At 61.8% G+C, this 23,916-nt stretch carries 28 protein-coding genes; 12 read left to right on the top strand and 16 right to left on the bottom strand.

The features are described from left to right. The coding region (locus LQ215_RS25495; protein WP_230153137.1) for a hypothetical protein at nt 1–211 on the bottom strand (211 nt) is incomplete at its 3' end. On the opposite strand from LQ215_RS25495, the gene LQ215_RS25490 reads away from it, so the two are divergent. Continuing rightward, a complete protein-coding gene (locus LQ215_RS25490) occupies nt 210–1,778 on the top strand; it encodes a SulP family inorganic anion transporter (RefSeq protein ID WP_230153136.1) in 1,569 nt (522 codons plus the stop codon). The two genes, LQ215_RS25495 and LQ215_RS25490, sit on opposite strands and share 2 nt — an antisense overlap. Nucleotides 1,779–1,935: 157 nt before the next feature. Here LQ215_RS25490 and aroE read toward each other — a convergent pair whose 3' ends face one another. Further along, complete coding sequence (gene aroE / locus LQ215_RS25485; RefSeq protein ID WP_230153135.1) at nt 1,936–2,757, bottom strand: shikimate dehydrogenase; 822 nt, start codon at nt 2,755–2,757, stop codon at nt 1,936–1,938. Nucleotides 2,758–2,770: 13 nt separating this feature from the next. Further along, the gene (gene hemF, locus LQ215_RS25480; protein WP_230153134.1) at nt 2,771–3,685 is read right to left on the bottom strand and encodes an oxygen-dependent coproporphyrinogen oxidase; all 915 of its coding nucleotides are present in this window, start codon (nt 3,683–3,685) and stop codon (nt 2,771–2,773) included. A gap of 370 nt (nt 3,686–4,055) precedes the next feature. Between hemF and LQ215_RS25475 the strand changes: the two genes are divergently transcribed. Then, nucleotides 4,056–5,033: an NADPH:quinone reductase gene (locus tag LQ215_RS25475; protein ID WP_230153133.1), complete on the top strand. Its 978-nt coding sequence runs from the start codon at nt 4,056–4,058 to the stop codon at nt 5,031–5,033. Between the two features lie 134 nt (nt 5,034–5,167). Here the strand turns inward: LQ215_RS25475 and LQ215_RS25470 are convergent, their stop codons facing one another. The 3 genes from LQ215_RS25470 to LQ215_RS25460 all read right to left on the bottom strand — a co-directional run bounded on the left by LQ215_RS25470 (nt 5,168) and on the right by LQ215_RS25460 (nt 7,987). Next, nucleotides 5,168–5,725, bottom strand: coding sequence for an L-threonylcarbamoyladenylate synthase (locus tag LQ215_RS25470; protein WP_014335849.1), 558 nt, complete (start codon nt 5,723–5,725; stop codon nt 5,168–5,170). A gap of 61 nt (nt 5,726–5,786) precedes the next feature. After that, nucleotides 5,787–6,881 carry a DNA-processing protein DprA gene (gene dprA / locus LQ215_RS25465; RefSeq protein WP_230153132.1) on the bottom strand — a complete coding sequence of 365 codons (1,095 nt, stop codon included), beginning with the start codon at nt 6,879–6,881 and terminating at the stop codon, nt 5,787–5,789. An 80-nt stretch (nt 6,882–6,961) separates the two neighbouring features. Continuing rightward, on the bottom strand, nt 6,962–7,987 hold the full coding sequence (locus LQ215_RS25460) for a LysM peptidoglycan-binding domain-containing protein (RefSeq protein WP_230153131.1): 1,026 nt from the start codon (nt 7,985–7,987) through the stop codon (nt 6,962–6,964). A 169-nt stretch (nt 7,988–8,156) separates the two neighbouring features. Between LQ215_RS25460 and def the strand changes: the two genes are divergently transcribed. The 6 genes from def (at nt 8,157) to LQ215_RS25430 (ending at nt 13,409) form a co-directional block, all read left to right on the top strand. After that, on the top strand, nt 8,157–8,663 hold the full coding sequence (gene def, locus LQ215_RS25455; protein ID WP_230153129.1) for a peptide deformylase: 507 nt from the start codon (nt 8,157–8,159) through the stop codon (nt 8,661–8,663). A 71-nt stretch (nt 8,664–8,734) separates the two neighbouring features. Further along, complete coding sequence (gene fmt / locus LQ215_RS25450; protein ID WP_230153128.1) at nt 8,735–9,694, top strand: methionyl-tRNA formyltransferase; 960 nt, start codon at nt 8,735–8,737, stop codon at nt 9,692–9,694. Beyond that, nucleotides 9,691–11,001: a 16S rRNA (cytosine(967)-C(5))-methyltransferase RsmB gene (gene rsmB, locus LQ215_RS25445; RefSeq protein ID WP_230153127.1), complete on the top strand. Its 1,311-nt coding sequence runs from the start codon at nt 9,691–9,693 to the stop codon at nt 10,999–11,001. Before fmt ends, rsmB begins: the two co-directional genes overlap by 4 nt. 24 nt (nt 11,002–11,025) lie before the next feature. Next, on the top strand, nt 11,026–12,399 hold the full coding sequence (gene trkA / locus LQ215_RS25440) for a Trk system potassium transporter TrkA (RefSeq protein ID WP_230153126.1): 1,374 nt from the start codon (nt 11,026–11,028) through the stop codon (nt 12,397–12,399). 177 nt (nt 12,400–12,576) lie between these two features. Then, nucleotides 12,577–12,888, top strand: a complete 312-nt coding sequence (locus tag LQ215_RS25435; RefSeq protein WP_230153125.1) for a tetratricopeptide repeat protein — start codon at nt 12,577–12,579, stop codon at nt 12,886–12,888. Nucleotides 12,889–13,166: 278 nt separating this feature from the next. After that, complete coding sequence (locus tag LQ215_RS25430; protein ID WP_230153124.1) at nt 13,167–13,409, top strand: hypothetical protein; 243 nt, start codon at nt 13,167–13,169, stop codon at nt 13,407–13,409. A gap of 75 nt (nt 13,410–13,484) precedes the next feature. Here the strand turns inward: LQ215_RS25430 and LQ215_RS25425 are convergent, their stop codons facing one another. Together LQ215_RS25425 and LQ215_RS25420 are read right to left on the bottom strand one after the other, a co-directional pair. After that, nucleotides 13,485–14,018, bottom strand: coding sequence for a hypothetical protein (locus LQ215_RS25425; protein ID WP_230153123.1), 534 nt, complete (start codon nt 14,016–14,018; stop codon nt 13,485–13,487). A gap of 444 nt (nt 14,019–14,462) precedes the next feature. Further along, nucleotides 14,463–14,825: a DUF6124 family protein gene (locus LQ215_RS25420; RefSeq protein WP_230153117.1), complete on the bottom strand. Its 363-nt coding sequence runs from the start codon at nt 14,823–14,825 to the stop codon at nt 14,463–14,465. 450 nt (nt 14,826–15,275) lie between these two features. Here LQ215_RS25420 and LQ215_RS25415 point away from each other — a divergent pair, with 450 nt between their 5' ends. The 3 genes from LQ215_RS25415 to LQ215_RS25405 all read left to right on the top strand — a co-directional run bounded on the left by LQ215_RS25415 (nt 15,276) and on the right by LQ215_RS25405 (nt 16,862). Then, nucleotides 15,276–15,755: a hypothetical protein gene (locus LQ215_RS25415; protein WP_230153121.1), complete on the top strand. Its 480-nt coding sequence runs from the start codon at nt 15,276–15,278 to the stop codon at nt 15,753–15,755. Between the two features lie 12 nt (nt 15,756–15,767). Continuing rightward, nucleotides 15,768–16,031 (top strand): hypothetical protein, encoded by a 264-nt coding sequence (locus LQ215_RS25410; protein ID WP_230153120.1) that lies wholly within the window; start codon nt 15,768–15,770, stop codon nt 16,029–16,031. A gap of 150 nt (nt 16,032–16,181) precedes the next feature. After that, a complete protein-coding gene (locus LQ215_RS25405; RefSeq protein WP_230153118.1) occupies nt 16,182–16,862 on the top strand; it encodes an EcsC family protein in 681 nt (226 codons plus the stop codon). 149 nt (nt 16,863–17,011) lie between these two features. Here the strand turns inward: LQ215_RS25405 and LQ215_RS25400 are convergent, their stop codons facing one another. From LQ215_RS25400 to LQ215_RS25375, 6 genes are all read right to left on the bottom strand, one after another. Beyond that, nucleotides 17,012–17,374 carry a DUF6124 family protein gene (locus LQ215_RS25400; protein ID WP_230153117.1) on the bottom strand — a complete coding sequence of 121 codons (363 nt, stop codon included), beginning with the start codon at nt 17,372–17,374 and terminating at the stop codon, nt 17,012–17,014. Between the two features lie 805 nt (nt 17,375–18,179). Beyond that, entirely contained in the window at nt 18,180–18,815 is a 636-nt protein-coding gene (locus LQ215_RS25395; protein WP_230153116.1) for an SCO family protein, read from the bottom strand. Further along, nucleotides 18,812–19,711, bottom strand: coding sequence for a heme o synthase (gene cyoE / locus LQ215_RS25390; RefSeq protein WP_058543183.1), 900 nt, complete (start codon nt 19,709–19,711; stop codon nt 18,812–18,814). The genes LQ215_RS25395 and cyoE overlap by 4 nt, the downstream gene beginning before the upstream one ends. Further along, nucleotides 19,699–20,778, bottom strand: coding sequence for a COX15/CtaA family protein (locus tag LQ215_RS25385; protein ID WP_230153115.1), 1,080 nt, complete (start codon nt 20,776–20,778; stop codon nt 19,699–19,701). Before LQ215_RS25385 ends, cyoE begins: the two co-directional genes overlap by 13 nt. 10 nt (nt 20,779–20,788) lie before the next feature. Continuing rightward, nucleotides 20,789–21,382, bottom strand: coding sequence for a hypothetical protein (locus LQ215_RS25380; protein ID WP_230153114.1), 594 nt, complete (start codon nt 21,380–21,382; stop codon nt 20,789–20,791). Beyond that, complete coding sequence (locus tag LQ215_RS25375) at nt 21,348–22,085, bottom strand: SURF1 family protein (RefSeq protein ID WP_230153113.1); 738 nt, start codon at nt 22,083–22,085, stop codon at nt 21,348–21,350. The genes LQ215_RS25380 and LQ215_RS25375 overlap by 35 nt, the downstream gene beginning before the upstream one ends. 70 nt (nt 22,086–22,155) lie before the next feature. On the opposite strand from LQ215_RS25375, the gene LQ215_RS25370 reads away from it, so the two are divergent. Further along, on the top strand, nt 22,156–22,359 hold the full coding sequence (locus LQ215_RS25370; RefSeq protein ID WP_230153112.1) for a twin transmembrane helix small protein: 204 nt from the start codon (nt 22,156–22,158) through the stop codon (nt 22,357–22,359). Between the two features lie 7 nt (nt 22,360–22,366). On the opposite strand, the gene LQ215_RS25365 is transcribed toward LQ215_RS25370, so the two are convergent. Then, entirely contained in the window at nt 22,367–23,254 is an 888-nt protein-coding gene (locus LQ215_RS25365) for a cytochrome c oxidase subunit 3 (RefSeq protein WP_230153111.1), read from the bottom strand. A 24-nt stretch (nt 23,255–23,278) separates the two neighbouring features. Beyond that, nucleotides 23,279–23,830 (bottom strand): cytochrome c oxidase assembly protein, encoded by a 552-nt coding sequence (locus tag LQ215_RS25360; protein WP_230153110.1) that lies wholly within the window; start codon nt 23,828–23,830, stop codon nt 23,279–23,281. Nucleotides 23,831–23,916: the final 86 nt, after the last annotated feature.

The raw sequence follows: 23,916 nt of genomic DNA, 5'->3' as shown, positions 1-23,916 counted from the left end.
ATAAGAGACAGGCTTGCTCCCGCTGGGCTGTGTAGGAGCTGTCGAGTGCAACGAGGCTGCGATCTTTCCCCAGACACTTGAATTTCAAGCGAAAGATCAAAAGATCGCAGCCTTCGGCAGCTCCTACAGTGAAGTCCAGCGGGAGCAAGCTCCCTCGCCACATGGGTTCACCTGATACTCTTGCGCCAAACCCCATTTCTTGAGGCCCCATGGCAATCCCCACGCGCCGTTCACTCTTTCCTTTCCTGAGCTGGCTGCCCCGGCAGACCCGCGCCAGTGTCGGTCGTGACCTGATCGTCGGCCTGAGCGGCGCGATTCTCGCGTTGCCGCAGTCCATTGCCTACGCCCTGATTGCTGGTCTGCCACCGGAGTACGGCTTGTATGCGGCGATCGTGCCGGTGCTGATCGCCTGCCTGTGGGGTTCGTCGTGGCACCTGATCTGCGGGCCCACGGCGGCGATTTCCATCGTTTTGTACGCCACCGTCAGTCCGCTGGCCGTTCCCGCCAGCCAGGACTACATCACCCTGATCCTGCTGCTGACGGTGCTGGCAGGCATTTTCCAATGGTTGCTGGGGTTGCTGCGTTTCGGCGCGCTGGTGAATTTCGTCTCGCACTCGGTGGTGCTGGGTTTCACCCTGGGCGCGGCGGTGGTGATTGCCCTGGGGCAGTTGCCGAACCTGCTGGGCCTCGACCTGCCGAACGAAGCCACGGCGTTGAGGGGGCTGCTGATGCTGGTCGAGCACATCGGGGCTGTGGATAAGCCGTCGCTGCTGCTGGGGTTGGGCACTTTGCTCCTGGGCGTGGTGCTCAAGCGCCTGCTGCCGCGCTGGCCGAGCCTGTTGATAACTTTAGTCATCAGCAGCCTGGTGGTCTGGTTGTGGCCGGCGGCGTTCGGGCATGTGGCGCTGGTCAGTGCCTTTGCCGGGCGCCTGCCGCCGCTCACGCTGCTGCCGTTGGACCTGGAGCTGATCCTGCGCTTGCTGCCCGGGGCCGTCGCGGTGGGCATGCTCGGGCTGGTCACCAGCCTGTCCATCGCCCGCTCGTTGTCGGTACGTTCCGGGCAATTGCTCGATGCGAATCAGGAGGTGAGGGCGCAGGGGCTTTCCAACATCGTTGGCGGATTTTTCTCCGGATCATTGTCGGCCGGCTCCTTTACCCGTTCCGGCCTCAGCTATGAAGCCGGGGCCTGCTCGCCCCTGGCCGGGGTGTTCTCGGCCCTGTGGGTGGCGTTGTTTGCGGTCGCCGGGGCGAACCTGATCGCCCACATCCCGATTCCGGCCATGGCCGGCAGTATTTTGCTGATCGCCTGGGGGCTGGTGGACCACCGCGGTATCCGCGCGTTGTACCGCGTGAGCCGCGCCGAATTCGTGGTGATGAGCCTGACCTGCCTGGCCACGTTGCTGCTGGAGTTGCAAACCGCCATCTACGCCGGCGTGCTGGCCTCGTTGTTCTTTTACCTCAAGCGCACTTCACAGCCGCGGGTGCAGCATTTTTGCGAAGGGGAGGCGGAGATCCTGCGGGTCGGCGGCTCGATCTTTTTCGGCGCCAGCCATTACCTGCAAGCGCGCCTGCAACGGTTGCAGGCGCAGCGGGTGGTCATCGATGCCCAGCAGATCAACTTCATCGATTATTCCGGGGTGGAAATGCTCCACCAGGAAGCCCGGCGCCTGCGCAGCCAGGGGCGTAGCCTGACCTTGCGCATGGCCCGCCCGCAAGTGGTGGAGGAGTTGTTGAAGCTGGAGGGGGCGCAGAAGTGCCCGATTCACTTTGAGGATTGAACTGATTCAACCCCTGTAGGAGCTGCCGAAGGCTGCGATCTTTTGATTTTGATCTTTCGCTTGAGATTCAAGTGTCTGGGGAAAGATCGCAGCCTCGTTGCACTCGACAGCTCCTACACAGCTCCTACACAGCTCCTACACAGCTCCTGCACAGTTCCTACAGCGCCAGTTGGCGGCGCAGTTCGGCCAGCACTGGCGCGGTGTCCGGGCGTACCCCGCGCCACAGGAAGAACGCTTCGCCCGCCTGTTCGGCGAGCATGCCCAGGCCATCCATCGCCACCGCCGCGCCGTGTTCCTTGGCCCAACGGCAGAACGAGGTCGGTTCCTTGCCATACATCATGTCGTAGCAAACCGTCTTGCCGGGCTCGATCAGGCTGGCGGCAATCGGCGGTACATCCCCCGACAAGCTCGCGGAGGTGGCGTTGATGATCAGGTCCACCGGCTCTTGCAGCCAATCGAACCCGCTGGCGGAGACCGGGCCCAGGTCGGCGAACAACTCGGCCAGCAATTCGGCTTTTTCCACCGTGCGATTGGCGATGATCACCGAGGCCGGCGCTTCGGCCAGCAGCGGTTCCAGGGCACCGCGCACCGCGCCGCCAGCCCCGAGCAACAGGATGCGCTTGCCCTTGAGGCTGAAGCCGGCATTGACGGTCAGGTCCCGGACCAGCCCGGCGCCGTCGGTGTTGTCACCCAGCAGGCGACCGTCGGCCAGTTTGCTCAACGTATTGACTGCCCCGGCCCGCTGGGCCCGCTCGGTCAGGCTGTCGGCCAGGCGGAAGGCGTCCTCCTTGAACGGTACGGTGACGTTCGCCCCACGCCCCTCGCGGAAAAATTCTCGGGCGCAACCGGCGAAATCCTCCAGGGGCGCCAGCAGCGTGCTGTATTCCAGGGTTTGCCCGGTCTGCTCGGCAAACAGGCGATGGATCAACGGCGACTTGCTGTGGCCGATCGGGTTACCCATTACAACGTAGCGGTCCATGGATAATCCTCGTTCAGGCCGTCGCCAGCCAATCGCGATCCTGCAGGAAGTACTCGGTCAGCCGCGCTTCTTCACTGCCGGGTTCGGCTTTCCAGTCGTAGCCCCAGCGCACTTGCGGTGGCAGGGACATCAGGATCGATTCGGTACGCCCGCCCGATTGCAGCCCGAACAGGGTGCCGCGGTCGTAGACCAGGTTGAATTCCACGTAGCGCCCACGACGGTACTCCTGGAATTCCCGCTGCTTGGCGGTGAACGCGTCGTGCTTGCGGCGGCGCACGATCGGCAGGTAGGCATCGATATAGGCGTCGCCGATGGCGCGGATAAAGGCGAAGCAGGTGTCGAAATCCCACGCGTTCAGGTCGTCGAAAAACAGGCCGCCGATGCCCCGGGGCTCGTTGCGATGCTTGAGGTGGAAATAGCTGTCGCACCAGGCTTTGTAGCGCGGGTACACCTCGGGGCCGAACGGTGCGCAGGCCTGCTCGGCGACACGGTGCCAATGGACGCAGTCTTCCTCGATGCCGTAGTACGGCGTCAGGTCGAAGCCGCCGCCAAACCACCAGACCGGTTCTTCGCCTTCCTTTTCGGCGATGAAGAAACGCACGTTGGCGTGGGAGGTCGGCACGTGCGGGTTGTGCGGGTGGATCACCAGCGACACGCCCAAGGCTTCGAAGCCGCGCCCGGCCAGTTCTGGCCGATGGGCACTGGCCGAGGGTGGCAGGCCGCTGCCGAAGACGTGGGAAAAGTTGACGCCGCCCTTTTCGATCACCGTGCCGTTCTCGATCACCCGCGTGCGACCGCCACCACCGGCAGGCCGGGTCCAGGCATCTTCGACGAAGCGCGTGCCGCCGTCCTCGGTTTCCAGGGCGGTGCAAATACGGTCTTGCAGGTCGAGCAGGTAGGCTTTCACGGCCTCGGTGCGAGTGGACATGACATCACCTTGATCAGGGCTACGTTACGCGGCGTATAGCGGGCCGGGGGCAAATGGGCGCACAGGATACCACCGCACTTGCCCACGCCACAGTTGACGACGGTCAAGCTTAGGAGTCCGATAGCAGGCTTGGTAAAAGTCCCAAGATAAGGTAATGCGGTTCACTCAAGGTATCGACATTCCCGTGGCGAGGGAGCTTGCTCCCGCTGGGCTGCGTAGCGGCCCCAAAACCTGCCGACTACGCAGCATCAAACACACTGTACCCGCCGGAATACGACTGCTTCGCAGCCGAGCGGGAGCAAGCTCCCTCGCCACAGGTACGTTGTTTTTCTTAAGTGAACAGCATTACCACGACAAGGAGAAAGTGAAGATGGCCAAACGTATCCAGTTCAGTTCCCACGGCGGTCCCGAAGTGCTTGAGTACGTCGATTACTCGCCTGCCGAGCCCGGCCCGCAGCAGGTGCGCGTGAGCAACAAGGCGATCGGCCTGAATTTCATCGACACCTACTACCGCAGTGGTCTTTATCCGCCACCGGCGTTGCCATCGGGCCTGGGTGCCGAGGGCGCGGGCGTGGTCGAGGCGATCGGCTCGGGCGTCACGCGGTTCAAGGTCGGCGACCGAGTGGCGTACGGCAGCGGCCCACTGGGGGCCTACAGCGATGTGCATGTGTTGCCCGAGGCCAACCTGGTGCATCTGCCCGAATCCATCAGTTTCGAACAGGCGGCGGGCGTGATGCTCAAGGGCCTGACCGTGCAATATCTGTTGCGCCAGACCTATGAACTCAAGGGCGGCGAAACCATCCTGTTCCACGCTGCCGCCGGTGGCGTGGGTTCCTTGGCCTGCCAGTGGGCCAAGGCCTTGGGTGTGAAGCTGATTGGCACCGTCAGCTCGCCGGAAAAGGCCGCCATCGCCAAATCCCACGGCGCTTGGGAAACCATCGACTACAGCAAGGAAAACGTCGCGCAGCGGGTGCTGGAATTGACTGACGGCAAGAAGGTGCCCGTGGTGTACGACGGGGTTGGCAAGGACACTTGGTTGACCTCCCTGGACAGCGTCGCCCCCCGTGGCCTGGTGGTGAGCTTCGGCAATGCCTCGGGTGCGGTGGACGGTGTGAACCTGGGAATTCTCGCGGCCAAGGGCTCACTGTACGTCACCCGCCCGACCCTGGCGACTTACGCCAACAATGCCGAAAACCTGCAGCGCATGGCCGATGAACTGTTCGGGATGATCGCCAGCGGCAAGCTTGTGGTGGATATCAATCAGCGTTATCCACTGGCGGAAGCGGCCAAGGCTCATACCGAGCTGTCGGCGCGGCGCACGACGGGGTCGACCGTTCTCCTGCCTTGATTTAAAGGTCGCTAAAGAACCTGTGGGAGCGAGCTTGCTCGCGATAGCGGTGTGTCAGTCAACATCAAAGTCAACTGACCCGACGCCATCGCGAGCAAGCTCGCTCCCACAGTGGGTTGTGCACTGGCAAAAAGTCAGTCCGGCCGCACAACCTTGCCAGTAGCCAGGTCGCGAATCACGCTGGGGTTCTTGCGCCCGCCCAGGTTGCCGCCCAGCACCAAGTCGATCTGCCCGCGGAAATACTGCTCGACGCGAATCCGCGTGCGCGCCGCCGGGCGTCCTTGGGGGTTGGCCGAGGTGGACACCAGCGGCCCGACCAACGAGCACAAGTCACGCACGGTGGGATGATCGCTGACCCGCAGGGCGACGGTGTCGTGCACCCCAGTGATCCATTCCGGCAGCAGGTTCTGGTGCGGCACCAGCCAGGTATTGGGCCCTGGCCAGGTGCTGGCCATGCGGTCCATCCAGGTTTCGGGGAAGTCTTCGAACAGGAAGTCGAACTGGTGGATGTTGTCAGCCACCAGGATCAGGCCTTTGTCGGGCAGCCGCGACTTGATCGCCAGCAGGCGTTCCACCGCCTCTTCGTTCCATGGGTCACAACCCAGGCCCCAGACCGCTTCGGTTGGATAGGCAATCACCGCCCCGGCGCGAATTTCTCGCGCGGCTTGTTGCACACGCCAACTGTTGACCATGAAAGATTCTCCCGCAACGCAAATAAGGCTGTGGGCAGTTTACCGATCTTCCCCATAAAACCTAGCGTGCAAACCAGCGTCCGTTGTCACAGGTGGCGCGTCCTTCCATCTCCAGCTCGGTCAACGCCGCCAGCACTTTGGGCAAGCCCCAGCCACTGGCGTCGGCCAGCGCCTCGCTGCTCAACGGCGCGGCATGCAGCAGGCGCAGCAGCGGATGGGTCACGGGCACGGGCTCCGAGGCCAGCGGCAACCGCTGCCAGCCGCGCAGCGCTTCGAGGATGTGCTCGACGGTTTCCACCAGCGCCGCCCCGTCGCGAATCAACTGATGACAGCCGCGGGCCCCGGGGTGATGGATCGATCCAGGAATGGCGTACACCTCGCGGCCCTGTTCCGCCGCCAGGCGGGCGGTGATCAGTGAACCGCTGGCGACACTGGCCTCCACCACCAGCACGCCCAGGGACAAGCCGCTGATGATCCGGTTGCGCCGCGGAAAGTTGCTGGCGTGGGGCGGTGCGTCCAACGGGAACTCCGACAGCACCGCGCTGCCTTGGGCAATCATCGCGTCCGCCAGCCGACGATTGCGCTGTGGATAAAAATTTTCCAGCCCGGTGCCCAACACGCCGACGGTGCACCCGCCAACATCCAGCGCTGCCTGATGGGCCGCCGCATCGATGCCCAGGGCCAGGCCGCTGGTGATGACAAAACCGGCCCCGGCCAGGCTTCGGGAAAACGCCGCTGCGGTGTCCATGCCGGGGCGTGATGCCCGGCGACTGCCGACCATCGCCAGCTGGGGTTTTTCCAGGATCGAGGTGTCGCCGGCGACGAACAGCAGCGGCGGCGCGTCGCTGATCTGCGCCAGCAGCGCCGGGTAGTCGGGTTGGTCCCACATCAGTAAATGCTGGCCCGCGCGCTCCAGCCAGGCCAATGCATGGGCGGCGCCGTCACGCACATCCGGGTTGCGCCGCGCCTCGGCACAGGCCAGCGGCAAGCCCAGCGCGCGCCAGGCGCTGGCCGGTGCACTGATGGCCTTGGAGGCCGAGCCGAAGGCCTCCATCAGGGTCATGAAACGTTTGGGTCCCAGCTCCGGCAAGCGGTGAAGGCGTAGCCGGGCCTCCAGTTCCGCAGGGGAAACCGGCGCAGATTCAGGCAGTGGCATGTGATCAATCCTTGATCGTTATGAGCCCGTTCAAACGGGAACAAGCTGTGGATAACTCTGTTGGTAACTTGTGAGACCCGTTATGGATTACGGACCTTGTCGAGCACCGCCAACGAGCGCGAGGCGTAGAGCACCAGGCCGTAGCTGAGCTTGTCGTAGGTGCGGAACACCATCAGCAGGCCGGCGCGCTCATCGGGGATCTTCACCCGCTCGCCCGTGATGCGGTCGCGTACGGTTTCACCGGTCTTCATCACCGCCAGCACATTGCCTTCGACCAGCCCGTCGCGCCGGCCCTTGTTCAGGGTGACCACGTCCAGCGCGCCGATCTGGGTCACGCCTCGCGGCACGTCCAGGATCAACCCGTGGATGTCGGATTTCGGCGCGCTGGGCATGAAGGTCGAGTTGATCGAGCGCTCTTCGCCGCTGAACAGGCGATCACCCAAGCGCACTTCCTGGGTGGTGCGTTGCAGGGCCAGGGTGGTGACGTCGCCCTCGGTGGCGACCACCTCGCCGCCGCCGATGTCGTCGGCGTTGATGCCCAAGAATTCCTTGGTCTCGGGGTCGGTGTAGACCTTGCCCTGGCGAAAGATGCCGTACGCCGTCTGGTTCGCATCGAACGCGCCACGGGCAAAGACCCGATCCCCCATGCCGCTGAGCACCCGTTCGGCATTACCGGCGACGATGTAGGGGGCCTTGTTGAAATCCTCTGGTGTGTCGACGATGCGGTTGCTCAGCAGGAAGCTGTTGATGGCTTGCAGTGGAATGCTCGGGATGGCGTCTGCCACCGGTGAACTGCGAATGCGCGGCGACAGCTTGATGGTGCCGCGCGAGGCCCCGCGATCGAGGGTCAGGCGCGGCTGGCCGTTGACGTAGACCAGCGACAGGGTGTCGCCCGGATAAATCAGGTTGGGGTTTTCGATCTGCGGGTTGGCCTGCCAGAGCTCCGGCCATTTCCACGGCTCGCGCAGGTACTTGCCGGAAATGTCCCAAAGTGTGTCCCCCGTCACCACCGTGTATTGCTGGGGAAAACCTTCCCGAAGTTGCACTTGCCCGTGCGCAATACCGACCGAGGCCAGGAGCAGCAGGGCGAGTAGTGATTTCCTCATGCGGTGAATCCCTTTATTATGTGCGTTCGCGTAAAACGCCAGAGCCCCCATGGCTCGCTGCTTAAGGAGCTGTTGTCCACAAGAGCAACGTTTTACAACGGTAGCCTGCATCCCAAGACACGCCAGGCCAGCCACCCGACTTTACCTCACACGTGCATTTATCAAGCTTATGGCCATTTTGAACATTCTCGAATTTCCGGACCCGCGCCTGCGCACTATCGCCAAACCCGTGGCCGTAGTGGACGACGAAGTGCGTCAGTTGGTCGATGACATGTTTGAAACAATGTATGAAGCGCCAGGCATCGGCCTCGCCGCGACCCAGGTCAACGTGCACAAGCGTATCGTCGTCATGGACCTCTCCGAAGACCGCAGCGAGCCGCGGGTGTTCATCAACCCCGAGTTCGAAACCCTCACCGACGAGATGGACCAGTACCAGGAAGGCTGCCTCTCGGTGCCGGGCTTCTACGAAAACGTCGACCGCCCACAGAAGGTCAAGATCAAGGCCCAGGACCGTGACGGCCAGCCTTATGAACTGATCGCCGAAGGCTTGCTGGCGGTGTGCATCCAGCACGAGTGTGACCACCTCAACGGCAAGTTGTTCGTGGATTACCTGTCTACCCTCAAGCGTGACCGCATCAAGAAAAAACTGGAAAAACTTCATCGCCAGAATGCTTGATGCCCCCCTTCAAAGGCTTGCCGCGGCAAGCCTTTTTCTTTTTGCGACTGCTTTGTAATTGAGAGCTACCCATGACTGAGCCACTGCGCATCGTCTTTGCCGGCACTCCCGAATTTGCCGCCGAACACCTCAAGGCCCTGCTGGCCAGCCCCCACGACATCGTCGCGGTCTACACCCAGCCTGACCGGCCGGCCGGTCGCGGGCAAAAACTGATGCCCAGCCCGGTCAAGCAACTGGCCCTGGAGCACGGCATCGAGGTGTTGCAGCCGCCGACCCTGCGCGATGCGCAAGCCCAGGCTGAATTGGCGGCGCTCAAGCCAGACTTGATGGTGGTGGTCGCCTACGGCCTGATCCTGCCGCAAGTGGTGCTGGATATCCCGCGCCTGGGTTGCATCAATAGCCACGCCTCGCTGCTGCCGCGCTGGCGCGGTGCCGCGCCGATCCAGCGCGCCGTGGAAGCGGGCGATGCCGAGAGTGGCGTGACTGTGATGCGCATGGAAGCCGGCCTGGACACCGGGCCGATGCTGCTCAAGGTCAGCACCCCCATCAGCGCCGTAGACACCGGCGGCAGCCTGCACGACCGCCTCGCGCTCATCGGCCCGCCAGCGGTGGTCGAGGCCATTGCCGGCCTGGCCGCTGGCACCTTGGAAGGCGAAGTGCAGGATGACAGCCTCGCCACCTATGCGCACAAACTGAACAAGGACGAAGCCCGCATCGACTGGAGCCGCCCAGCCGTTGAGCTGGAGCGCCTGGTGCGGGCCTTCAACCCTTGGCCGATCTGCCACAGCACTTTGAACGGCGAAGCCCTGAAAGTGCTGGCGGCCAGTCACGCCGAAGGGCAGGGCGCACCGGGCGAGATCCTCAGCGCCAGCAAGGATGGCCTGGTCGTGGCCTGCGGTGATCAGGCGTTATGCCTGACCCGTCTGCAACTGCCCGGCGGCAAGGCGTTGAACTTCAGCGACCTGTTCAACAGCCGCCGTGAGAAGTTCGCCGTCGGCACCGTCCTCGGTCAAGCGGCGGATGCCTCATGAACCCGCGTCTGGCCGCCGCCAAGGCACTTGCCGCCGTCCTCAGTGGCAAAGCCTCGCTGAACAGTTCCCTGCCGACCCAACTGGACAAGGTGGAAGACCGTGATCGCGGCTTCACCCAGGACCTGGCGTTCGGCACCGCCCGTTGGCAGCCGCGGCTGTCGGCCCTGGCGGCCAAGCTGTTGCAAAAACCGTTCAAGGCCGCCGACGCCGACGTCGAGGCGCTGCTGCTGGTGGGGCTCTATCAACTGCTCTACACCCGCGTCCCCGCCCACGCCGCCATCGGCGAAACCGTGGGCTGCGCCGACAAGCTGAAAAAGCCCTGGGCCAAGGCCCTGCTCAACGCCGTGTTGCGCCGCGCCCAACGGGAAAGCGAGACCCTGCTGGCCGAGTTGGAACACGACCCGGTGGTGCGCACCGCGCACCCGCGCTGGTTGCAGAAATCCCTCAAGGCGTTCTGGCCCGAGCAGTGGGAAGCCATCTGCGCCGCCAACAATGCCCATCCGCCGATGATCCTGCGGGTCAACCGTCGCCACCATACCCGCGATGCCTACCTGGCGTTGCTGGGCGAGGCGGGCATCCCGGCCATCCCGTGCCAGTACAGCCGCGACGGCATCGTCCTGGAAACCCCGGGCGATGTGCGCGCCTTGCCGGGCTTTGCCGAGGGCTGGATCAGCGTCCAGGACGAAGCCGCGCAACTGGCCGCCGACCTGCTGGAACTGGCGCCCGGCCAACGGGTGCTGGACGCCTGCTGCGCGCCGGGTGGCAAGACCTGTCACATCCTCGAAGCCGAGCCGAAGCTGGCCGGCGTGGTGGCGGTGGACCTGGAAGCCAAGCGCTTGGTGCGGGTAAAGGAAAACCTCGAACGCCTGGGCCTGGAGGCCGAGCTGATCGCCGCCGATGGCCGCGACACCGCGACCTGGTGGGACGGCAAGCCGTTCCAGCGCATCCTCCTTGACGCCCCATGCTCGGCCACCGGCGTGATCCGCCGTCATCCGGACATCAAGCTCACCCGCCAGCCGGACGACATCGCGGCACTGGCCGTGTTGCAGGGCGAACTGCTCGATGCCCTGTGGCCGACCCTGGAAGTCGGTGGCATGCTGCTCTACGCCACCTGCTCGACCTTACCGACCGAGAACACCGAAGTGATCGACGCTTTTCTGGCCCGCACCCCTGGGGCGCGGGAACTGGACATCGCCAGCCAGGCGGGCCTGAAACAGCCCCATGGCCGCCAGTTGCTGGCCCAGGAAGGCGGTCACGACGGGTTCTATTACGCCAAGCTGATCAAGATCGCCGCCGCACGCGGTTAAGACCGATTCGATAGGAGTGACTGGATGAAAATCATCATCCTCGGCGCAGGACAAGTCGGCGGTTCGCTGGCGGAACACCTGGCCAGCGAGGCCAACGACATCACCGTGGTCGATACCGACGGCGAACGCCTGCGCGACCTGGGCGACCGCCTCGACATCCGCACCGTGCAAGGTCGCGGGTCGTTGCCGACGGTGTTGCGCCAGGCCGGCGCCGACGATGCCGACATGCTCGTGGCCGTGACCAACAGCGATGAAACCAACATGGTCGCCTGTCAGGTCGCCCACACGTTGTTCCACACCCCGACCAAGATTGCCCGGGTGCGCGAAGCGTCCTACCTGACCCGCGTCGAGCTGTTCGACAACGAAGCGATCCCGGTGGATGTGCTGATTAGCCCCGAGCAGGTGGTGACCAACTACATCAAGCGTTTGATCCAACACCCCGGCGCCTTGCAGGTGATCGACTTTGCCGAAGGCAAGGCGCAACTGGTGGCGGTCAAGGCCTACTACGGCGGGCCGCTGGTGGGCCAGCAACTGCGCCAATTGCGCGAGCACATGCCGAATGTGGATACCCGCGTTGCGGCGATTTTCCGCCGTGACCGGCCGATCCTGCCTCAGGGCGACACGGTGATCGAAGCCGACGACGAGGTGTTTTTCATCGCCGCCAAGGCGAATATTCGCGCGGTCATGAGCGAAATGCGCCGCCTCGATGAAAACTACAAGCGCATCGTCATCGCTGGCGGCGGGCAGATCGGCGAGCGCCTGGCCGAAGCCATCGAAAGCCGCTACCAGGTCAAGATCATCGAGATGAACCCGGCGCGCTGCCGCTACCTCTCCGATACCCTCGACAGCACCGTGGTATTGCAAGGCAGTGCTTCGGACCGCGACCTGTTGCTGGAAGAAAATATCGCCGATGCCGACATCTTCCTGGCCCTGACCAACGACGACGAAGCCAACATCATGTCGTCGCTATTGGCCAAGCGCCTGGGGGCGAAGAAGGTCATGACCATCATCAACAACCCGGCCTACGTCGACCTGATCCAGGGCGGCGACATCGACATCGCCATCAGCCCGCAACTGGCAACCATCGGCACCTTGCTGGCCCACGTGCGCCGCGGCGACATCGTCAGCGTCCACTCCCTGCGCCGCGGCGCGGCCGAAGCCATCGAGGCCATTGCCCACGGCGATGCCAAGTCCAGCAAAGTGATCGGCAAAGCCATCCGCGACATCGGCCTGCCGCCGGGCACCACCATCGGCGCGATCATCCGCGACGAAGAAGTCCTGATCGCCCACGACGGCACCGTGATCCAGACCGGCGACCATGTGATCCTGTTCCTGGTGGACAAGAAGCACATTCGCGATGTCGAGAAGCTGTTCCATGTGGGGTTGAGTTTCTTCTGATCCAGGCTTTGCGGTGGCCGTAATGGCCCTATCGCGAGCAAGCTCGCTCCCACAATGGTTCGCTGTCGTTCACAAAAATTGTGATCAACTGAGATCCACTGTGGGAGCGAGCTTGCTCGCGATAGCTATCTAACAGCCACTGGATTAACCCCAGACACAACCGATAAGGACGCCCCCATGCTCGACTCCCTGGAAAAAATGCTCGCCAAGGGCGTGGACAACCCCCTACTGCGCTTCGGCCTGGGCAAAGGCTACCTCGACCTAGGCGAATTCCCCCGCGCCGCCGAACACTTCCAGCGCTGCGTCGAACTCGACCCCAAATACTCGGCAGCCTGGAAACTACTGGGCAAGGCCCACCAAGGCCAAGGCGACGCCGCTGCAGCCCGCCAAGCCTGGGAACAAGGCCTGGAAGCCGCCCGCGCCCACGGCGACAAACAAGCCGAAAAAGAAATGACCGTGTTCCTCAAAAAACTGGATCGCCACCCCTGAACGCCACGCACCTGTGGCGAGGGAGCTTGCTCCCGCTTGACCGGGCTGGCGCTCCAGTGCGCAGCACTCACAAAAAAGCCCCCCCTCAATCCACTGCCGATCCGCTAAAAGCTCAGCCGCCGCAAAATCTGTGGGAGCAAAGCTTGCTCGCGATAGCGGTAGACCAGCCAAACCAATTGTCGACTGACTTGCCCCAATCGCGAGCAAGCTTTGCTCCCACAGGTTTGCGGCTGAACTCCCTCTCGACACTGATCATCAAGACCTGACTGGAAACACACATGTCCGAAATTACCCAAATGATCATTGCCCTGGCGGTGTCCTTTCTGCTTGATCGGTTTCTCAAGCCGTATCTGCTGCGCAAGTGGCTAGGGGCTGGGCTGGTGGCGGCGGGTGCGGTTGGCTGCGTTTTGGCCGGTCAGAACCACTTGCTGGGGTTTGATCTGGGGTTGCTGTCGGTTTTTGCCGTGGGGATAGGGGTGGGATTGTTCATGAAGCGGCGGCGGTTTGAGGAGATTGGCTGAGCGGGAAAAGCGGGCGGATTTAGTATCCGGAATCCGTCCCCTTACTGCCCCCAAGCGGCTTCGGAACGAATACTGCTAGGCGCTGACTCCTGATGCCTGCACCGCTGCTTTTGAAAGAAGACCAAGGTTGCTTCTTGGATGAGCTTTTTCCCCTAGCCAATTAGGAATCAGTGCGCCTTGAGAAGCAAAATGCTCAACGTGCACTACTGTGAGTTTTCCGTCCGTATAGGCAACTGAGTTGATCATTTTCCAAGCGCCAGGGCGAGCGCGGCGAAACAAGCCGTAAGCGGATGATACGTAGTTCAAGTCCGTGCCCAGACCAAACATGACAATGAGCCGAGTTTCTCTCGGCAGGTCACGGAGAAAGGTAGTTGTGCAGTTAATTGCGACCGATGTGCCAAACGGGGTGGCAATGAACTTATCCAACATGCCGCCACCCGATCCTTTCCAGGACGCAGATTTACGGTCGTAGCGCTCCACAGTGCAACGAATGAGTGATGCGAAATGAAAGCGTCCAGACTTATCTGCAATAAGACGGTCTACGTTTTTCTTCATACGATCAGGCTGGTCGGTGGGGATGAGTCCGATGTGAGCCAGAATCTTGCCCACATTAAGGCGACTGCCCTTGTACGCAATTTCGTCGTGAGGGGTGGAGGCGAGCGCCCCAGCCTGCGTCGGGCCCTTGGAGAAGCCTAGTACTACGACTTCGGGCTTAGTGCTACCCCAGGACAGGGGGTTAGCCGTTATTCGCCAATCTCCCTCCGTGCGCTTGGATACATCGAATTGTGGTGCGGTATCACTATGGCAACGCGAGCAGGTGACTCTGCCATGGTCAGGTAAGCAACTCATCAATCCTCCCATGCTGCAATAGATATCCAAAGCTGAAGAAACCGGGGCCCATTGAACGGATTCCGCAGTGCCTAACTAACGAGGCAGCTGCTAGCAGCGTAGTTGACGTTCCCCTTTTTCATCAAAGTATTAACCGTTCGCATCAGCGGGTAAAAAACAAAAACCCGACGCAAAACGTCGGGTTTTTTCGTTGAGGAATAAATCCTACTGCCGCGGTTCCACGTTATCCAACACCCGATTCGCCAACAACGAACTCAGCTCAATCAACTGCTGAATCCCCTGCGCCACATGACGCCTCGATCCCTCCAGATCAAACGCCAGGTCACTCACCATCGCATCAGCCGAAGCCAGGGTTTCGCTGAGGTTGGCGAGCAGGCATTCGTTATCGAGGCCTTTCACGACGGTGTATAGCTGCCCCGGTTTGGGGTCGTCTTGAGGGGTTTCCGATTTTGGTAGCAAGTAGTGATCGAGCACCCGTTTGGTGGTTTCGTCTTGCTGATTGGTATTGGATTTTGCGGATGTAGAAGTGGAATCTGCCTCTGGCGGATTCGGAGTTATTTTGAACATTGACGTAATCTCTCAATTAGGCCGCAACCCTCTCGCTACTAAACGAAAGGGTGGCGGCTGTGCGCAAGTTAGTAGACCGGTGATTACGTCAAACCCGGCGCACCCGAAGGTGCCATGCGCACAGCCACCATCGAGAACAGGCAACGCCTGACTGATGAGACTCGTGCACCGAGACGTAAACCGGGCTACTAAACCCGACCACTGATGGGCAGTGGCAGGAAGACAATAGAACCCCGGGACAAGGCGCACAAGCGGGCGGATTCTGGCGTAGTTGTAGGCAAAGGCGCAAGGATGCGTAGCTAGATGGACGTTGTAGGCGGGGGCTGTAGGAGAGGAGTGTTTTAGCGATGCAGGTGGCTGTTTTGCTCAGTCCAGCAAGATGAAATGATTTGAATCCGATCCGCCCGTTGCAGAGAATTGCCACCTTTACCCCCCAAAAGGACACGGGCGATGAAGTTCGAAGGAGCTTTTCAATACATGGGCAATCACGGGATCGTCTTCAACGTCTCGCAGATCACCCTCACCGACAGCGAACGTGGGCGCTTGCGCGAGCTGCATTTTGGCGAGGCAAAAAACGCCCACTATGAAGTCAACAGCAAGGTCGTCGAGGTATACGACAAGATGCAGGCCAAGGGCCCGCCGTGCGTGATGATGATCGGGATCTCCAAGCCGCTCACCCGGCAACAGGGCGACGCCCTCAACGCCCAGCGCACCACGATCGCCACCCTTACAGCCGCGGCCTTCGCTTCCGCCGCCAAGGCTGTGGCGCCCCCTTACGTGGCGGCATCTGTAGGGGTGGGTGTGCGCGCGTTTACCAATCAAATTCTACCCACCTACCATGCTGGCGACGTACTGGTCAGCATCGAGGCGCAGGTCAACGGCGGTATCGGCCCGCAACGCACTCTCTCGACATTGATCATCAAGGCCTGACTGGAGACGTACATGTCCGACATTACTCAATTGGTCATTGCCTTGGTGGTGTCCTTTCTGCTCGATCAATTTCTCAAACCCTATCTGCTACGCAAGTGGCTAGGCGTGGTGTTGGTGGCGGCGGGTGCGGTTGGCTGCTTTGTGGCAGGTGAGAACCGCTTGTTGGGGTTTGATCTGGGGTTGCTGTCGGTTTTTGCCGTGCCGATAGGGATGGGGTTGTTCATGAAGCGGCGGCGGTTTGAGGAGGTTGGTGTCGGGAAGAAAGGGGCTGATTGAATCTGAAGATCCGTCCATTTATCCCGGTCCTTTTTTTGCTCGACGCATAGCCATCAGCGTGGTGTTATTTTGATATCATTTGTGCCACCCGCCGTGTCAGCGCTTCAGGCTTAAAAACAGCTTATAGATATCTTTCGAAAGGAATCCGGCATGACCACAGGAAAAGACGAAGGCAGCTCCTCATTGATGAAGATGGTGGAAGCCATCGCCATTAGCCCGCAGGACGCCCGTGAACTGGTTACCCAGTATGAAAGCCAGGCACGCGGCTCGGCGCCGTCTGCCACGGACGAAAAGATTCAAGACGCAGTTGTCGACAAAATTATCAGCCGCTATTCAAAGCTGGCCGCGACGTCTGGCGCAGCCACCGCTCTTCCGGGTGTCGTACCCGGTATCGGCACTGCGGTGAGCGCTGTTGGGGGAGGACTGGCGGATATTTCGGTATGCATGAAGCTGCAGATCGATATGACCATGTGCCTGGCGGTCGCCATCAACGGCAAGATGTCCAATGAAGATGCCAAGCATATGTCGTACATCATTGCACTGTACGGTTCCCTGGAGCAGATGGGGTCTGCCAGCGCAACCAAAATCGCCAGCAAGGCCGGCGTGCGTATGGTGCATCAATATTTGAAAGGGCCGACGCTTCAGATCATCAAGGAGTTGTTCGCGAAGATTGGCATCTCGTTCACTCAGAAAGCCGCAGCAAAAGTGATTCCGTTCGGAATCGGAGTCATCATCGGCGGAACGGCGAATTACGCGCTCACCACCTACGTGGGAAAAGCCGCTCGTGACACTTTCCGCCTGAATCTGAAAGAAGAGGCGACCGCGGAGTAATTACCAGCGCTAACAGGGCCGCGAAAGCGGCCTATTGCCAGGAAGGACAGCGGTGGGATAGGGACACTTAGCGCTCATCCGCCCGCTTCTTCAGATAGAAGAACCAAAACCCGACGCTGTACGTCGGGTTTTTCGTTGAGAAATAAATCCTACTGCCGCGGTTCCACGTTATCCAACACCCGATTCGCCAACAACGAACTCAGCTCAATCAACTGCTGAATCCCCTGCGCCACATGACGCCTCGATCCCTCCAGATCAAACGCCAGGTCACTCACCATCGCATCAGCCGAAGCCAGGGTTTCGCTGAGGTTGGCGAGCAGGCATTCGTTATCGAGGCCTTTCACGACGGTGTATAGCTGCCCCGGTTTGGGGTCGTCTTGAGGGGTTTCCGATTTTGGTAGCAAGTAGTGATCGAGCACCCGTTTGGTGGTTTCGTCTTGCTGATTGGTATTGGATTTTGCGGATGTAGAAGTGGAATCTGCCTCTGGCGGATTCGGAGTTATTTTGAACATAAGCTTCGGTTCCAGATGTGGTGCCGACACCCCGAAGCTACTAAACAAAGGGGTGGCAGCTGTACGCAGGTTAGTAGACCGGGGAACCGAAGAAGCCGGCGCGCCTAAGCGCCCTGCGTACAGCCACCATCAAGAACAGGGTAGGGCCCTGTTTGAGAAGTGCTTGTACAACTTCGATTACCTCGGGCTACTAAACCCGACCACTGATGGGCAGTGGCAGGAAAGACAATAGAGCCCAGGGACAAGGCGCACAAGCGGGCGGATTCTGGCGTAGTTGTAGGCAAAGGCGCAAGGATGCGTAGCTTGATAGCGGGGTGTAGGTTGAGGCTGTAGGAGGGAGGTTTTTTGGTGATTCGGGCGGGGTGTTCTGTGCTGGAACCGTGTCGATTTTATCGCGAGCAGGCTCGCTCCCACAGTGGGTGGCGTTGGGCGGGATATTCGGTTCGACACTAACCCCTGTGGCGAGGGAGCTTGCTCCCGCTGGCCTGCGCAGCAGGCCCCTGGATTTCTTCAGGCAAACCGCATCGTCTGGTTTTGCGGCTGCTGCGCAGCCGAGCGGGAGCAAGCTCCCTCGCCACGGGGGTGTCTGGGCTGGCGTCATCGCGAGCAAGCTCGCTCTCACAGGGGATCTGGGGTGTTGCAGATGTTGTGTTCACCACCGTCCGGTGTGGGAGCGAGCTTGCTCGCGATAGCTATCTAGCGGAAATGACGGTGTTCCTGAAACAACTGGATTGGTAGGAACTGGTAGGAGCTCCTACACAGCTCCAGGTGGGACGAGTCCCCACGCTACAAAGCGTTGCGCCCGTTATTTACGCTTAAGCATCTCCGGCAACTGCGCCACCAACTTCTGGTTATTCAACGGCGCACGTATAAACCCGCGCTGGGTACCGTCCGGGCCAATCACGGCGAGGTTGCCGCTGTGGTCGACCGTGTAGTTGGGTTTGCTGGTGTCCGCCGGGATGAACGGGATGCTCACCGCATTCGCCAGTTTCTGCAGGTCTTCGATGGATGACGCAGTCAGGCCTTTGAACTGCGGGTCGAAGTAGCCCAGGTACTGCTTGAGTTGCTTGGGGGTGTCGCGGTTGGGGTCGACGCTGACCAGTACGATCTGCAACTTGGCCACAGCCTCGGGCGGCAGTTCGCTTTTGATCTGGCGCAGTTGGGCGAGGGTGGTCGGGCAGATGTCCGGGCAGAAGGTGTAGCCGAAGAACAGCAGGCTCCATTTGTCTTTCAACGCGTCCATCGCCACGGGCTGGCCGTCCTGGTCGGTCATTTTCACGTCCGGCAGGTTGCGGCTCTGGGGCAGCAGGATGATGCCGGCATCGATCAGCGCCGTCGGGTCGCCTTGGCCTTTGCCGGACAGCACCTTGTTGATGGTCAGGCCGAGGATCAGCGCGATCACGGCCACGAGGATGAAGACGGTTTTCTGGGTTCGAGTCATAGGCTCAACAGTAAGTAATGATCTACAAGCAGGGCGATGAACAGCAGGAACAAGTACCAGATAGAGTACTTGAACGTGTTTATCGCCGCGTGCGGCCGACTGCCACGGTACAACACCACGGCCCATTGCAGGAACCTGGCGCCCAATACGAGCGCGCAGACGAGATAGAGCATCCCGCTCATATGGATCACGAACGGCATCAGGCTCACCGCCAGCAGCACCAGGGTGTACAGCAGGATATGGATCTTGGTGTAGTGCTCGCCGTGGGTCACCGGCAGCATCGGGATGTCGGCCTTGGCGTATTCCTCCTTGCGGTGAATCGCCAGGGCCCAGAAATGCGGCGGGGTCCAGGCGAAGATGATCAGCACCAGCAAGAGCGGTTCGGCGCTGACATGACCGGTGGCCGCGACCCAGCCCAGCAACGGTGGTGCCGCGCCGGCGAGGCCGCCGATGACGATGTTCTGCGGCGTCGCGCGTTTGAGGAAACCGGTGTAGATCACCGCGTAGCCCAACAGCGAGGCCAAAGTCAGCCAGGCCGTCAGCGGGTTGGTGAACGCCAGCAGTAACGCTTGGCCGGCCACCGCTAGCGCGAGGGCGAAGGTCAGGGCGGCGGCGGGTGAGATTCGCCCTTCGGCCAATGGCCGCTTGTGGGTGCGGGCCATCACCGCGTCGATGCGCCGGTCCACCACGTGGTTGACCGCCGCCGCGCCGCCGGCACACAGGGCAATGCCCAGGTTGCCGAACACCAGGACCGTCCACGGCACCCCGGCGCGGGTGGCGAGGAACATGCCGACCAGCGAGGTGATCAGCATCAGCACCACCACTTTGGGCTTGGTCAGCTCCAGGTAATCGCGCCAGATCGCTTGGCTGTGGCGTTCACCGGTCAAGGTTGCCATGGCATCTCTCCTTTTATTGTTATGGGGCTGGCGCCGTGTTTAGGCGGGTTGAACCGCCAGCGCAGCGGGACTTGATGCTTGACCCGGACCAGGCTGGTACGGGCGTGATAGTTGACCAATACCAGGGTCAGCAGCAATGCCGCGCCCCCGGCGTTGTGGGCGACGGCCACCAGCAACGGCAGATGGAACAGCACGTTGCTGATGCCCAGGGTGATCTGCGCCGCCAGTGCGGCCAGCACCAGCCCGGCCAAGCGGGTCATGCCGACGGTCTTCAATTGCCAGGCCAGGCCCAGCAGCACCACCGTGACCAGCAACGCGCCGATGCGGTGGGTCACGTGGATGGCCGTGCGGGCGTCGCTGTCCAGTTGCCCGCCCAGGTAGTTCGGGCCGATGTGCTGGGTCAGGTGGAAGCCGTTGGCAAAATCGGCCGGTGGCAACCATTGGCCGTGGCAGGTGGGGAAATCGATGCAGGCCACGGCGGCGTAGTTGGAGCTGACCCAACCGCCCAGGGCGATCTGGCCGATCACCAGCAGCAGCCCGGCCGTGGCCCAGTGTTGCAGGCGCTTGGGCACGGTCAGTGCCGGCAACACGCCGGACAAGCGCAAGGTGAGCAGGAACAGCAGGCTCAACGTCGCGAAGCCGCCGAGCAAATGCCCGGTGACCACCTGCGGCCACAGCTTCAGGGTCACGGTCCACATGCCGAACGCCGCCTGGGCGAAGACCACGGCCAGCAGGAACAGCGGCAGTTTCAACGGCAGACCGGGGTGACGGCGGTTCATCCAGGCCCGGGCGGCCAGCACGGTAATCAACAGCCCCAGGGTCCCGGCAAAGTAGCGATGGACCATCTCGTTCCAGCCCTTATGGGCTTCCACCGGGGCGTCGGGGAAGTGCAGTTCGGCATGGGCCAGTTGGGCTTCGCTCTTGGGCACGCTGATGAACCCGTAGCAACCGGGCCAGTCCGGGCAGCCGAGGCCGGCGTGGGTGAGCCGGGTGTAGGCGCCCAGCAGGACGACGATCAGTGCCAGCAGCGTGGCAAACAGCGCGAGGCGAAATCCAGGTTTGGCCATGTCGATGCCCTCATCCGATGTTCGACAGTTTCAGCAAGTGGCGCAGGTCGTTGAGCAGGTCCTTGCCCTTGACCCGGGCGTCGTAGCGCAGCACCAGGTTGCTGTGGGGATCGATGATCCACAGTTGCGCGCCGCCGGAGCCTTGGGCGCCTTTCTGATAGGCCGGCAGGTCCAGTGGGTAGCGTTGCAATTGCGGGTATTCGCGTTGCAATTGCGCGTCATATTCCGCGTCCAGCGGTTGCGCGATAGCCAAGGCGTGGCTGGCGCGGGAGGCTTCGCGGCCGAGGCCGATCTGCACCTGCCGAGCCAGGTACACCAGTTGCCGGCAATCCACCGAGCACTCCTGCGGTGCGGTGACCAGGATCTGCCAGCGCTGTTCATCGGCCTGCACGCCGATCTCGGCACGGGTCTGGCCGTTGCCGATCAGTTCGCCGTGGTAGCTGCGGCTGTCGGGCACCCAGAACTGGAACTTGTACATGCCGGTGGCCAGGATCATCGGGCCGACCACTCCGAGCACGATCAGCAGCAGTTGCAGGCGTCCCTTGCGACGGTTGGGTGCCATAGGCGCCTCAGACGTGTTGGTTGGATTCATGGTGCTTCCCATGGTGTCTCCCTGCGTTGTGCCATCCGAGATAAAGGAACAGGCCGAACAGTGCCGCCGCCATGGCAAACCACTGCACGGCATAGCCGAGGTGTTTTTCCGGGCCCATGGCGACCACCGGCCAATCGGTCCGGTAGGCGCCAGGGCCGCTTTGTTGGCGTAATTCATAGGTGAAACCGCTGCGGCCCAGTTCGGTCCAGAGCTTGTCCGGTTCGATGGTGGTGACCAGTCGCGGCCACGGCGCGCCGGCCGGGTCGGCGTGAAGCTGGAAGGTCGCGCCCGGGGCGACGTAGACCCAGGCCTGGAGGCTCACCGGTTGTTCCGGCGTGTTGAAGACCGGCGGGGTGCGCCGGTCGGGCCAGGGCAACCAGCCACGATTGACCAGCAGCCACAGCCCGGTGCGGTGGTCGAGAAACGGTTGCAGCAACTCGACGCCGACCTTGCCGTCGTGCTGGCGGTTATCCAGCAGGATGCTGTGCTCGGCGTCGAACTGGCCCTGCAGCGTGACCGGTCGAAAGGCCGGGTCGGTGGTGTGCACAAGCTCGGTGCTGTCCATCGGCGGCGCCACGCGGCGCTCGGCGTAATTTTCCATGAGCACGCGCTTCTGTTCGCCGCGGCTCAATTGCCAGAACCCCAGGCACACCATCACCGGCACCAGCACGGCCACCACCAGCGACGGCACGATACCCGGCCGGAAGTGTTTCATGGCGCCGTCCGAAAGCCGTCGAACGGGATAGCTATACTCACGTGCATCGCGTCCCCCCGGAGTGTCCCTAATGCTAAAAGCAGCCATCGTCCTGATGCTGATTGCCACGGTTGTCAGCCTGTTCAGCGGCCTGTTTTTTCTGGTCAAGGACGACAGCCATTCCAATCGCCTGGTCATCGCCCTGGCGATCCGGGTCAGCTTGGCCGCCGTCACCGTCGGCTTGATTGCCTGGGGCTTTTTCAGCGGCCAGTTGGTCTCCCACGCGCCCTGGTAGTCGTGCCTCAGAGCACGTAGACGAAGACGAACAAGCCGATCCACACCACATCGACGAAGTGCCAGTACCAGCTCGCCGCCTCGAAGCCGAACTGATGCTCGTTGTCGAAGTGCCCACGCATGATGCGCATCAGCATGACGAACAGGATGATCGTGCCGATGGTGACGTGGGCGCCGTGGAAACCGGTGAGCATGAAGAAGGTCGCGCCGTAGACGCCGGAGCCCAGGGTCAGGCCCAGTTCCTTGTAGGCGTGGATGTATTCTTCGGCCTGGAAGCCCAGGAAGGCGCAACCCAGCAGCACGGTGATCGCCAGCCAGATCTTCAGCGCACCGCGATGGCCTTTTTTCAAGGCATGGTGGGCGATGGTGACGGTGACGCTGGAGCTGACCAGCAGGATGGTATTGAGCAGCGGCAAGCCCCAGGGGCTGATCACGTCCTTGGGCGCCGGGAAGAGTTTCGGGTCGGGGTTGTTCAGCAACGGCCAGGCGAACTCGAAGCTCGGCCAGAGCATGTGTGACAGGCCCTTGGTGCCTTCACCCGCCAGGCCTGGCGCCGAGATGTTGCGCACATAGAACAGCGCCCCGAAGAACGCGATGAAGAACATCACTTCGGAAAAGATGAACCAGCTCATGCCCCAGCGGAACGAGCGATCGAGCTGCGCGCTGTACAGCCCGGCGCGGCTTTCCTTGACCACCGCGCCGAACCAGCCGAACAGCATGTAGGCCAGCAAGAGACCGCCGACGAAAAAGATCAGCGGGCCATGGGAATCCGGGCGCGCCGCTTTCAGGTCGTTGAACCAGGTCGCCAGGCCATACACCGTGACGAACATCCCGACCGTGGCGATGATCGGCCATTTGCTCTGGGCCGGAACGTAATAGTGTTCGTGAGTTGCCATTTATTGTTCTCCTTATCGGGCACGCTATCGGTCAGTGTTTAGAGCCACCGGTGGATGACGAGCGGTGATATCGAACAGCGTGTAGGACAGCGTCAGGTGCTTCACTTCCTTGGGCATGTCCCGGTCGACGATGAAGCGCATGGGCATTTCGATGCGTTCGCCGGGTTGCAGCACTTGCTGGGTAAAACAAAAACATTCGGTCTTGTGGAAATACGCCGCCGCGGTGCTGGGCGAGATACTCGGCACCGCTTGGGCGCTCATCGGCCGGTCGGTGGGGTTGTGGGCGACGAACACCATCTCGTTCACCGCCCCCGGCTTGACCACCAGTTGGTCGCCCTTGGGGTAGAAATCCCAGACCATGTCCACCGCGTTGGTCGACAGGAACTGCACCCGCACCTGCCGGGACTCATCGACGACCTGCTCGCCTTCGTACTGCCCGCCGGTCTTGCCGTTGATGCCGAACGCCTTGCACATCACGTCGTAGATCGGCACCAGGGCAAACCCGAAGACGAACATGGCCACCACCACCAGCAGCAGGCGGATGACCAGTTTCTTCAGCGAAATCGAATCAGCCATGGTTTCCAGTCCTCACCGGGAACCCTGTGGGAGCGAGCTTGCTCGCGATAGCGACGACTCGGTGTGTCAGATACACCGCTATCGCG

The sequence above is a fragment of the Pseudomonas brassicacearum genome (assembly GCF_918698105.1).
Classification (GTDB): Bacteria; Pseudomonadota; Gammaproteobacteria; order Pseudomonadales; family Pseudomonadaceae; genus Aquipseudomonas; species Aquipseudomonas brassicacearum_F.
The sequence above is the reverse complement of the archived record's forward strand: the minus strand, read 5'-3'. Positions and strand labels throughout refer to the sequence as shown.

Coding starts and splice junctions, on each gene's coding strand:
- LQ215_RS25490 (WP_230153136.1), top strand. CDS start 210: ATGGCAATCCCCACGCGCCGTTCACTCTTTCCTTTCCTGAGCTGGCTG.
- aroE (WP_230153135.1), bottom strand. CDS start 2,757: ATGGACCGCTACGTTGTAATGGGTAACCCGATCGGCCACAGCAAGTCG.
- hemF (WP_230153134.1), bottom strand. CDS start 3,685: ATGTCCACTCGCACCGAGGCCGTGAAAGCCTACCTGCTCGACCTGCAA.
- LQ215_RS25475 (WP_230153133.1), top strand. CDS start 4,056: ATGGCCAAACGTATCCAGTTCAGTTCCCACGGCGGTCCCGAAGTGCTT.
- LQ215_RS25470 (WP_014335849.1), bottom strand. CDS start 5,725: ATGGTCAACAGTTGGCGTGTGCAACAAGCCGCGCGAGAAATTCGCGCC.
- dprA (WP_230153132.1), bottom strand. CDS start 6,881: ATGCCACTGCCTGAATCTGCGCCGGTTTCCCCTGCGGAACTGGAGGCC.
- LQ215_RS25460 (WP_230153131.1), bottom strand. CDS start 7,987: ATGAGGAAATCACTACTCGCCCTGCTGCTCCTGGCCTCGGTCGGTATT.
- def (WP_230153129.1), top strand. CDS start 8,157: ATGGCCATTTTGAACATTCTCGAATTTCCGGACCCGCGCCTGCGCACT.
- fmt (WP_230153128.1), top strand. CDS start 8,735: ATGACTGAGCCACTGCGCATCGTCTTTGCCGGCACTCCCGAATTTGCC.
- rsmB (WP_230153127.1), top strand. CDS start 9,691: ATGAACCCGCGTCTGGCCGCCGCCAAGGCACTTGCCGCCGTCCTCAGT.
- trkA (WP_230153126.1), top strand. CDS start 11,026: ATGAAAATCATCATCCTCGGCGCAGGACAAGTCGGCGGTTCGCTGGCG.
- LQ215_RS25435 (WP_230153125.1), top strand. CDS start 12,577: ATGCTCGACTCCCTGGAAAAAATGCTCGCCAAGGGCGTGGACAACCCC.
- LQ215_RS25430 (WP_230153124.1), top strand. CDS start 13,167: ATGTCCGAAATTACCCAAATGATCATTGCCCTGGCGGTGTCCTTTCTG.
- LQ215_RS25420 (WP_230153117.1), bottom strand. CDS start 14,825: ATGTTCAAAATAACTCCGAATCCGCCAGAGGCAGATTCCACTTCTACA.
- LQ215_RS25415 (WP_230153121.1), top strand. CDS start 15,276: ATGAAGTTCGAAGGAGCTTTTCAATACATGGGCAATCACGGGATCGTC.
- LQ215_RS25410 (WP_230153120.1), top strand. CDS start 15,768: ATGTCCGACATTACTCAATTGGTCATTGCCTTGGTGGTGTCCTTTCTG.
- LQ215_RS25405 (WP_230153118.1), top strand. CDS start 16,182: ATGACCACAGGAAAAGACGAAGGCAGCTCCTCATTGATGAAGATGGTG.
- LQ215_RS25400 (WP_230153117.1), bottom strand. CDS start 17,374: ATGTTCAAAATAACTCCGAATCCGCCAGAGGCAGATTCCACTTCTACA.
- LQ215_RS25395 (WP_230153116.1), bottom strand. CDS start 18,815: ATGACTCGAACCCAGAAAACCGTCTTCATCCTCGTGGCCGTGATCGCG.
- cyoE (WP_058543183.1), bottom strand. CDS start 19,711: ATGGCAACCTTGACCGGTGAACGCCACAGCCAAGCGATCTGGCGCGAT.
- LQ215_RS25385 (WP_230153115.1), bottom strand. CDS start 20,778: ATGGCCAAACCTGGATTTCGCCTCGCGCTGTTTGCCACGCTGCTGGCA.
- LQ215_RS25380 (WP_230153114.1), bottom strand. CDS start 21,382: ATGGGAAGCACCATGAATCCAACCAACACGTCTGAGGCGCCTATGGCA.
- LQ215_RS25375 (WP_230153113.1), bottom strand. CDS start 22,085: ATGAAACACTTCCGGCCGGGTATCGTGCCGTCGCTGGTGGTGGCCGTG.
- LQ215_RS25370 (WP_230153112.1), top strand. CDS start 22,156: ATGCTAAAAGCAGCCATCGTCCTGATGCTGATTGCCACGGTTGTCAGC.
- LQ215_RS25365 (WP_230153111.1), bottom strand. CDS start 23,254: ATGGCAACTCACGAACACTATTACGTTCCGGCCCAGAGCAAATGGCCG.
- LQ215_RS25360 (WP_230153110.1), bottom strand. CDS start 23,830: ATGGCTGATTCGATTTCGCTGAAGAAACTGGTCATCCGCCTGCTGCTG.